At 40.2% G+C, this 9,924-nt stretch carries 10 protein-coding genes; 6 read left to right on the top strand and 4 right to left on the bottom strand.

Going from position 1 to position 9,924, the window contains the following annotated elements:
• The coding region (locus ACTB1O_RS11910) for a hypothetical protein (RefSeq protein WP_462995361.1) at nucleotides 1-440 on the top strand (440 nt) is incomplete at its 5' end.
• A 477-nt stretch (nucleotides 441-917) separates the two neighbouring features.
• Here ACTB1O_RS11910 and ACTB1O_RS11915 read toward each other — a convergent pair.
• Both ACTB1O_RS11915 and ACTB1O_RS11920 read right to left on the bottom strand, forming a co-directional pair.
• A complete protein-coding gene (locus ACTB1O_RS11915) occupies nucleotides 918-1,091 on the bottom strand; it encodes a hypothetical protein (RefSeq protein ID WP_462995362.1) in 174 nt (57 codons plus the stop codon).
• A gap of 35 nt (nucleotides 1,092-1,126) precedes the next feature.
• On the bottom strand, nucleotides 1,127-2,017 hold the full coding sequence (locus tag ACTB1O_RS11920) for an alpha/beta fold hydrolase (RefSeq protein ID WP_462995363.1): 891 nt from the start codon (nucleotides 2,015-2,017) through the stop codon (nucleotides 1,127-1,129).
• Between the two features lie 168 nt (nucleotides 2,018-2,185).
• Between ACTB1O_RS11920 and ACTB1O_RS11925 the strand changes: the two genes are divergently transcribed.
• The 3 genes from ACTB1O_RS11925 to ACTB1O_RS11935 are packed head-to-tail and all read left to right on the top strand — an operon-like array spanning nucleotide 2,186 to nucleotide 4,434.
• The gene (locus tag ACTB1O_RS11925) at nucleotides 2,186-2,719 is read left to right on the top strand and encodes a PadR family transcriptional regulator (RefSeq protein WP_462995364.1); all 534 of its coding nucleotides are present in this window, start codon (nucleotides 2,186-2,188) and stop codon (nucleotides 2,717-2,719) included.
• Nucleotides 2,700-3,683, top strand: coding sequence for an ATP-binding cassette domain-containing protein (locus ACTB1O_RS11930; RefSeq protein ID WP_462995365.1), 984 nt, complete (start codon nucleotides 2,700-2,702; stop codon nucleotides 3,681-3,683). The genes ACTB1O_RS11925 and ACTB1O_RS11930 overlap by 20 nt, the downstream gene beginning before the upstream one ends.
• A 1-nt stretch (nucleotide 3,684) precedes the next feature.
• Nucleotides 3,685-4,434, top strand: coding sequence for an ABC transporter permease (locus tag ACTB1O_RS11935; RefSeq protein WP_462995366.1), 750 nt, complete (start codon nucleotides 3,685-3,687; stop codon nucleotides 4,432-4,434).
• Nucleotides 4,435-4,473: 39 nt separating this feature from the next.
• On the opposite strand, the gene ACTB1O_RS11940 is transcribed toward ACTB1O_RS11935, so the two are convergent.
• Nucleotides 4,474-6,192, bottom strand: a complete 1,719-nt coding sequence (locus ACTB1O_RS11940; protein ID WP_462995367.1) for an ATP-binding protein — start codon at nucleotides 6,190-6,192, stop codon at nucleotides 4,474-4,476.
• A 200-nt stretch (nucleotides 6,193-6,392) separates the two neighbouring features.
• On the opposite strand from ACTB1O_RS11940, the gene ACTB1O_RS11945 reads away from it, so the two are divergent.
• Nucleotides 6,393-7,169, top strand: coding sequence for a hypothetical protein (locus ACTB1O_RS11945; protein ID WP_462995368.1), 777 nt, complete (start codon nucleotides 6,393-6,395; stop codon nucleotides 7,167-7,169).
• 150 nt (nucleotides 7,170-7,319) lie between these two features.
• Complete coding sequence (locus ACTB1O_RS11950; protein WP_462995369.1) at nucleotides 7,320-8,726, top strand: MATE family efflux transporter; 1,407 nt, start codon at nucleotides 7,320-7,322, stop codon at nucleotides 8,724-8,726.
• 25 nt (nucleotides 8,727-8,751) lie between these two features.
• Here ACTB1O_RS11950 and ACTB1O_RS11955 read toward each other — a convergent pair whose 3' ends face one another.
• The gene (locus ACTB1O_RS11955; RefSeq protein ID WP_462995370.1) at nucleotides 8,752-9,666 is read right to left on the bottom strand and encodes an ion transporter; all 915 of its coding nucleotides are present in this window, start codon (nucleotides 9,664-9,666) and stop codon (nucleotides 8,752-8,754) included.
• Between the last annotated feature and the right edge of the window lie 258 nt (nucleotides 9,667-9,924).

Raw genomic sequence — 9,924 nt, forward strand, 5'->3', positions numbered from 1 at the left:
GAGGTTTATTTTATCCTGAAGCAACCGGAGAAATTACTACTTACTGCTCAGAAAGAGGTAATTTGACAGTAAAAACATATATTCACGGAGAAAAACCGATTCTATATCCATTAGAAATCAGATCAAACGGATATACTATAGTAACATTTGAGCCGGCACCGGGTTATACATTCCAGAATCTACAGGTTGGAACAGGCGTTAATGCAGGAGGAATAGGGATTTCAGTATTAATTCCCTCAGGAACCAATGTCAGGTCTACATCCACAGGATTCTTACAGTCAATAATGCTTCCGGAAAATGTCAGTTATGCAAAACTTGGATATGAAGGGTTTAGTGTTACAGGTCTTACTGGAAGACCAGTTATTGATCAGACAGTTAGTGCTTCGATCAGGATTGGAGACAATGATTATCTTACAATGAAAAAAGTTACAATCTGGTGACATGAAAAAAAATTTCATGTCTTTTTGAATAATAATTAAATTAATAATAGATGATTCATATGAAAAACATCAAAAAAACAATTAATGAGGCCCGAATGAACTATAGTAACCTTTCAATATGCACCCTGATATTATATGGATTATTTTTCATCACAGGGTATCTTTTAAAAAGAGAAGATATTGCTTTAATTTTTTTGCTTATCTGGGTGTTTATTGTAGTAATATTTTTTATAAAAAATAGTGGAGAAATAGTATTCAAAAAAATTTTATTGAGTATATTAAGAGGTATAGTCCTTGCTTTTTTGATAACGATATTAATTCAAATGACGATTTTTTGTATTATTCGTCTGCTGGAAATCTGGACTTAAAATTATATTGCAGTTATTCAGCTATCGGAATATAAGGCGAAGTTTTCTTTGTTCTTTAGAGATAAAATTAATCAAAAAGGTATTAGCAATTAAGTACCTTGTCCGCGATTTAAAAAATATAAACCGGTATTTCAGCCGCTTCTGTGAGATCAGGGATGAAGAGGAAATCTTTAACGATATCGTCGGCGAGCACAGAATGCAGCCGTAGATTCCTGATCCTTTTTTCAATTCCAATCTCAAAAAATAAAAGAGAATTTATGATCTCGTTCTCATTAATTTTCACTTCCCAAAACACAGGTGTTATCTGCTGACAGATTATCACTCAGATATATCTCTTCCCGTCTCTTCATCAGCCGTGTCAAATATCAGATCAAGGTACTTATATGGAAACAGATGCCCTTCTCCTACAAGCAGGTGTAAAACACATCCGGGTACATTTTCAGATATGTGTTTTCCGTATTCAACCGGCACCAGGGTATCTTCTGTTCCGTGAAAGACATGAATTTTCATCTTTATTTCTTTTAATGAAAATCCCCAGTCAGCATAGTGAACGGCTGCATCAGTCGTGACACCCCGGCTTCCCTGTTTAAAAGCCTCATTCTCCCCCTCCATGAATATCTCCTTAAACACAGGATCCGCTGCAATTTCCTTATCAGATTCACAAAGCTCCTTTGTAAGCGCCTTGTAATAAGATTCCGGCATCAGCTTTTCTGTCAGATTCATCATATCAAAAAAGAGCCCGAAAAGTTTCGGATGACTCTTTGAAAGACCAACAGATGTCTGATCCATCTTTGATTTCAGATACTTCTCAGCGCCGGGCATCTCTGCAAAATTGGTATAACCGGCAAAAGTCATGTTAAATAGAAGCCTTTCAGGAATTTTCCAAGCACAAACAGTTGTATGGGCTCCGCCGGCTGACCAGCCCATAACACCGAATTTGTCTATTTTAAGGAAATCCGCAAGCTCTGAGATATCATCCGGGTAGTCAAGGAGTCTTCGGTTTTCAAGATATGTGGACTCTCCCATTCCGGGCCTGTCTGTTGCTATTATCCTATAACCTCTCTCTTTTGCAGCCTCATCAAAGATTATACCCTCAATCCTTGAACCAGGACCGCCATGTGCATAAAATACCGGTATTCCTTTTGGATCTCCGAATTCACTGTATGCAAGGGTTCGTCCGTCTTTTATGGTGAAATGTTTTGTCTCCATAATAATCAGGTAAATGAAAAATTGACCCTGACATTAATTAATCTAACCTGACAGCGGCACTAAAAATTTGCAAAATAAAGAATGTATAAATATTTGACACACCAATAGTACGCCAAAGTACTGTTCTATTACGAACGATTTTTGTATGAAATAAAAGAGGAGAATAATATGAAAGATAAAAAAGACCAGTTCCCCGGCTTTTTGAGGCATCATATATCAGCAGGCCGGCAGGGACACGGGAGAGGGTTTATTCAGCTCTACATCCTGCATTCACTAAAAAAAGAGCCAAAATCAGGTTACGACCTCATAAAAGAAATCTCTGAAAGAACAGGGGGAGTGTGGGTACCAAGCAAGGGAACACTGTATCCGATGCTCAAAAAAATGGACGATGAAAATTTAATCAGAGTTTCAGAGACGGGAAAACGCTCAAAAATAGTCTATGAACTTACAGATGACGGAAAAAAATTTCTTGAAAATGTTATCAGGCACAGAGAGGAGGCAAAAGAGAAGATGTACATCTTCAGGGAGATGATAAACGAAATCTTTGGCAACCACTCTCCCGGAATTACAAAAAATCTTATTGAAATGCGTCATACTGCTGAAAATATACCTCCTGAAAAAGAGGCTGAAGCCATTATTATTCTCGAAAAATCTTTAAAAAACCTAAAGGAGCTCGAATCCAATGAAAGCAGTAAAAGTTGAAAACCTTACAAAAAAATTCGGTGAATTTACAGCAGTCGATGATATCTCATTTGATATAGAAGAGGGAGAGATATTCGGACTTTTAGGGCCAAACGGCGCCGGAAAAACAACAACCATCTCAATTCTTGCGACAATGGCAAAACCAACCTCCGGAAAAGCAGAGATAAACGGGTTTGATATAATAAAAGATGAAGATGGTGTCAGAAAGTCAATCGGAATAGTTTTTCAGGACCAGAGTCTTGATGAGGAACTGACAGCATGGGAGAATATGGATTTTCACGGAAGACTTTACAGAATTCCAAAAGATGTCAGGACAGAAAGAATTGACGAACTGCTTATTCTTGTAGGTCTTAATGAAAGACGAAACGACCTTGTAAAGACCTTCTCCGGAGGAATGAGAAGACGTCTTGAGATTGCAAGAGGTCTTTTGCACAGGCCGGAAGTGCTCTTTTTAGACGAACCCACTCTCGGTCTTGACCCGCAGACAAGAAATTATCTCTGGGAATATATCGAGAAACTAAATCAGGATTACGGGATTTCTGTAATTATTACAACCCATTATATGGATGAGGCGGACAGGCTTTGCAACAGAATCGGAATAATTGATAAAGGAAAAATTGTTGCACTTGATACTCCTGAAAACCTCAAAAAAACAATCGGCGGCGATATGATTACAGTAAAGTCACCGGACTATTCCGACAAACTCTCAGGACTCAAAGATCCATGGATAGAAAATACTGAAAAATATGAGGGATTTTTTACAATTGCCCTTGATAACGCAGAAGAGCGCCTTACAGAGATTATTGAAACCTTAATCAGATCAGGCACAAAAATAAATTCGGTCTCTGTTCACAAACCAACCCTTGAGGACGTATTTCTGCATTATACCGGAAGAAAGATCCGTGACGATGAAGCGGATTCAAAAGACAGAATGAGAATGTTTTACAGAGCAGGGAGGCATTAAAATGGATGTAATATACACAATCTGGCTTAGAAGTCTCAAACGATACCTCCGGTCAAAAAGCAGAATCATAGGAAGTCTTGGAATGCCGCTATTTTTCCTTGTTATTCTGGGATTCGGTTTAAATTCTGTTGTAAACATACCCGGAGCAGGAGAAAACTACGTTGAATTTTTAGCTCCCGGAATTGTGGCAATGAGTGTTTTATTTACATCAATATTCTCCGGAATACAGATAATATGGGACAAGCAGTTCGGATTTTTAAAAGAGACACTTGTCGCCCCTGTATCAAGAATTGAGATAATGCTCGGCCAGACATTCGGCGGTGCAACAACGGCAATAATCCAGGGAACAATCATCCTTGTGCTCTCGCTTTTCATCGGAATTTCAGTCTCAGGCATACTCGGACTTTTAATGGCATTCGGCTTTATGGCACTTATAGGAATCGCATTTACGGCCCTTGGAATCGCAATCGCCTCCAGAATGGAGGATATGAACGGCTTTCAGATGATTATGAGTTTTCTTATATTCCCGATATTCGGCCTTTCCGGTGCAATGTTTCCGATTGACAGTCTCCCGCCTGCATTTAAGTCACTTACAATGTTAGACCCCTTAACCTATGGTGTCGAGGGAATAAGATACGGATTAAGTGGTGTATCGCAGATTAACCCGGTGATATGCTTTGTTGTCTTATTATCATTCTCAGTTGCAATGATAATAGCCGGCGGATATCTGTTTAAAAAAGTGAAAGTCTGAAAGAAGATTTAAAGAAGGGAATAAATTCAGGAACAGAAACTAATTTGCACTTTTCCATGCCTTTTTTGGAATGTGTATCTCAAAAGAGGCCCCTTCTTCATACACACCTCTTTCAGAGATTTCAATTCCTGTAATTGAGAGGAGCTCGCGGGCGAATGCAAGTCCGAATCCTGTGTTTTTACCGTAGCTATATGAAAATATCTTCTCTTTTTCATCTTCAGGAATACCGATACCATCGTCTTTTATTCGGAGGATTAAGCTGCCGTCTTTCTGCTCTTCTGTTGATATAACAATCTCAGTTATCTTCTCCCCGTGTCTTACTGCATTTTCAATCAGGCTGTAGAAGACCTTTTCGAGAAGGGGGTCTGCATAGATTAGAACAGGATTAATTTTCAGCCTGATTTGAACATCTCCCTGAATAAGACTCTCTTTTGCATCATCTAAAAGTTCTTCAAGCCCCTTCCACCGGGGTTCTTCTGATCCTATATCCTGATAACTTCGTGAGAATTCAATCTGCTTTATGATAAGATCAGTAATTTCAAGTGATCTGTCGAGATATCGCTTCTCTTCAGTATCCTTGAGCCTCTCTTCAAGAAGGTCAAGATAGCCGGAAAGAGCAGTAACAAGGTTACTGATGTCATGCCGGGTAAGCTGCGAGAGCAGTGAGAGCTTGTTATTTGCAACCCGAAGAGCATTCTCTGACGCTTTTCGTTCTGTAATATCCCTGATAATAAGTACAGCCCCCGAAGGTACACCATTTTTGTTCCTGACAACTGATCCTGATACGCTTATGTAACTGGCAGTCTCTCCATAAAGGCTGATTTCAAAATCGGATACTTCACCTTTTTCCAGTAATACCCGGCTTATGGCCCGGTAATCCTCACCAGGAATTAATGATTCCGCAGTTTTCCCGGCAGTAGAGTCTCTTAGTGAAGTAAAGATATTCCCTGCTGATTCATTAACAGCAACAATATCTCCCTTATTGTCAACAAGAATCAGACCGTCGGGTATTGTCTTCATAATCTCAGGGACTGCCGTCTCAGGTGTTAAAATGAAAAGCCCGTAATGGCGTATTGCATATGCTACAAAAACCGACAGGATAACAAAACCGATAAAGACAAGATTAGGAATATAGATGTTAAATAACGGGAGAAAGATCCCGGAGAGCATTCCAAAAAACACAACTATGATAATGCCTGCAAAAAAAAGCCTGTTCCGGTTGTGTATTACCCCCGGTTTCGTATATCTCCAGGAGATAAAGCCCACATAGAATGCCCAGAGCATTATGAATGTTGTGTACAGAATCTCAGCAAAACAGATGGGATTATCGCATGCCGGAAGATAGAAATACCCGGTATCAGGATTGAATGCGGCGATATAAAGACAGTCCGTAAAAAGCCCGGCAAATGACAGCAATATGGCAGTGATGTAGATGCATGCCATGATAATGCGTCTCTTTTTTTTATCCTGAAATGTTCCTGTAAATTCCAGGATAAAATGTGAACCAAAAGCTATGGTTAAAGGCCAGAAAGAACTGAATTTAAGCCAGAATGTAACTCCCCCGAAACTTTCTGCCTGCCATATGAAAAACTCCCCCAATGCCCAGTACGCTGCTGAAATCATGACTGCGAAAAAAAGGCGGTGCACTGTGGATGAGGGTTTTTGTGCATAGACAAAAAATCCAAGACCGCAGGTAATAAATGCTGAAATAAGACAGAATCCGGCATCAAATATTATACCTGAAGTTATTGGAGACATGAATATTTTCCTTGTGAAAGCTTTTTCTCTAAAAAACCTGCCAGAGAAGTTGCCTTCTTTAATACTATATTTATAAATTTTTACAGGTATATGGCTATTCCCCGTATACATCTGTAATTTTTTTTCACAATTTTCTTATGCCTGTTCAGGCAGGATTTATTAAAAAATAAAATATAGTACCGATTCCAAATTAATCAATAATGGCTAAAATTTACAGTAAAATTATGTTTTTTGCAGTTCTGGCTTTTTTAATTGCGGGTTTTGCGTTATCAGCCGGATGTACAGGCACCCAGAATGATGGTGCGGCAACCGCAACAGAAACCCCCACAACAGAACAGACCGCTGAGATGACAACGACACCCTCAGAAGAGACTCCCTCACCAACAGAATCCATGAAACTCTCCGGTAAAGGCGATCAGAAGAATACGATGAATCTTTCAAAGGGTGCAAATCTCTTCACTCTTGTTCAGGACAAACCTGAGGAAAGTACTGTTTATATAACAACCAAAAAGGACGGTATCAGCGTCGCTAATGCCTACAATGCGACAGTCGCCGAAAAATCGATGAAAGACGGAAAATACTACTGGTCACAGGCATTTATGCTTGAAGAGGATGCAGTTTCAGAGGTTGAGGTTACTACACTCTCGGAATGGACACTTGACTTCTCATTCCCGCAGATGATAAACGGTATCGTCCCGCAGACATTTTCAGGAACAGCCAACAAGGCAACGCCTTTCTTCCAGATAAACAAAGGAGAATACAATTTCTCGATAAAGGCTGAAAACAATGAAGTTATATCTGTTACACTGATGGACTATTACGGAAATCCTGTAATGAACAAAGACTTTGAGATGCCTCTTGCATTCCACGAGGGAATTTATGACGGTGATGTGACTGTAAATATTACAGAGAGCAACAACTATCTGTTAAATATTGTCTGTGACGGCGACTGGACAGTCTCGGTTGAACAGGCCTGAAAAAAATCCCTTTTTTTGAAAACCGGAAAATACCCGGATTTTACTTATTTTTATTCTGAACAGTTTTTATATCCCTGCCCTTCCAATACCATAAGTGAACTTTTACCGGTATACAATCCGGCCTGAAAAAATACAGGGAATAATAAAAAAATGACATCATCATCTCCGCATACACAAAATAAAGATAATTTTAAGAGTCCCACATCCGGCGTTACAATCCTTACAGGCGATCCAAAGGCTGCAATAAGAAAACTTGCCGGCCCGATGTTTGTTGCAATGTTTTTAATGGCACTATACAATGTCGTCGATGCATTCTGGGTTGCAGGGCTCGGAAGCGATGCACTTGCTGCTGTCGGTTTTCTGACACCGCTTTTTATGATACTTGTCGGGTTGTCAAACGGACTCGGGGCAGGGGCAACATCTGCAATATCCAGGAAAATAGGTGCAAAAGACAAGTCAGGTGCAGATACTGCAGCAGCCCATTCTGTTCTGATAATGCTTGCAGCATCAGTCGTCCTTACCCTCATTCTTGTTCCAAATATACATTCTATATCACTGCTCATCGGAGCAGGGGATGTCGCAGATCTCGCCGCCGAGTATGGTTTTATAATATTTTCAGGAACAGCGTTCATCCTCTTCACAAATATCCTGTACGGAATTTTGCGTGCCGAAGGGGACATGAAGAGAACAATGTATGCAATGGCAGCTTCATCAATCCTGAATATGGTTTTAGACCCTGTATTTATCTATTATCTGGATCTGGGGGTAGCCGGAGCGGCTCTTGCAACAATCGTCTCAGTCATGTTTGTAACAGCCGTCCTTGTCTACTGGATATGGATAAAAAAGGATACCTATGTCACAGTATCTTTTAAAAATTTCAGGTTCAGAAAAGAGGTCATAAAAGATATCCTCGGAGTCGGAATTCCTGCAAGCACCGAATTCTTCCTTATGTCCGCACTCGTGCTTATTCTCAACGGAATTTTGGTCACTGTATCCGGAACAGATGCAGTTGCGATATACTCAACCGGATGGAGGGTTGTTATGTTTGCTATTATGCCTCAGATTGCAATAGCAACATCCCTTGTTGCAGTTACAGGAGCGGCATATGGTGCAGGGCTTTTTGGAAAACTCCGTATTGGATATATATACAGCTTAAAACTCGGATTTCTGATTGCTGCTGCAACAAGCCTGCTGACGTGGATTTTTGCCCCCCAGATTACACTTCTCTTCACCTATTCACCGGAGAGTGCCCATCTTGCACCCGGAATGATAGTCTTTCTGCAGATAATGTGTATATTTTATATCTTTGTCCCGCCCGGAATGATGTCATGTTCGGTATTTCAGGGTGTCGGAAAAGGCATGACATCGCTCTTCATTAATTTTCTCAGAAACCTTGCATTTATCGCGGTTTTTGCCTGGATCTTTGCATACACCCTCAAAATGGGCACGGATGGTGTATGGTGGGGAATTGTTGCCGGTGATGTGCTGGGCGGAGTTGTGGGTCTTGCCTTAACACTGCTCTATCTCAGAATGCTTAAACAGGCTGAAAAAGCCTGAAAATTATTGATTCATCAACTTTTTTTTAGTCTTCCGGAAGAATCAGATTCTTTAATTTTTCAAACTCATCTGCAGATATGTCCTCTTTTTCCTTTAAGGCAGAAAGCCTTTCAAGGAGTTCAATTCTGTTTCCTGAGGAGAACTGAGAGGTTGTTTCATTCTCTTTCTGGCGCTCCTCGATAAAACCTGTTGCAAGAATTGCGGACGGGAGTGCAAGGAGAAGAACACCTGCAAGAGTCATTGCAGATGCAAGAGTCTGACCGAGAGGTGTTATGGGGATGATATCCCCGTAACCGACGGTAGTTACAGTCATAATCGCCCACCACATTGCGGCAGGAATGCTTGAAAATTTCTCAGGCTGAACACTGTTTTCGACAAGATACATAATTGTGGATGAGAAGAGGATTACGAAAACAAGGAAGAAGACCATTATCGTAAAGATCTCGCGTTTCTTGAAGATGACACGCTTTAAAAGTGCAAGTGAACCTGAATTTCTTGCATAACGTCCCAGTTTGAATATTGAGAGCAGGCGAAATGTCCTTAAAAGTGCAAAATCCTTTAGGAAGAAGAACGGGAAGAATAACGGAACTATGGATATGACATCAATTATCATGTAAAACTGCGTTGCATGCCTTAAGCGTTCCACAGTCCTCGCCCTAAATGTGGGTGCATCAGTACATGACCAGAGCCTGAGGATGTATTCTGCGGCAAAGATCAGAAGACATGCTGTTATGGTGATATCTATAGGGAGCCGGTACTTTAGAAATATCGCCGGGACAGTGTAGATTACAACAAGAACTGTATTGAGTAAAATGACTATGGCAAGAAATGCATGGACAAGAAATGCCGTCCGGTCATTTCCCGGGGATTTTTCAAGTATTGTATAGACCCTTGACTTCAACCGGACTTTGTTTTCCAAAAAATTCATCTGCAATTCCATATTCATCCACTCCCTGAAAATAAAACAGCATAAGCCTGTATTCCCGGATTAAATACTGATGCTAATAAGTAAGCATCAATTAATTATAAATGTCATTATAAATAATCTCCCACTATTCAATAACTGTAGGATTAAAAAATGCCAGTTGCTGAAGGGGCCAGAAAACTGAATCCTGCCCAAAAGGAATTCGTTGAACAGGCAAAAAGACGAATGAAAAATATCAAAGGTATGGAAACAGATATCAAAACAAGAATGAGG

The organism is Methanomicrobium sp., from assembly GCF_055145805.1.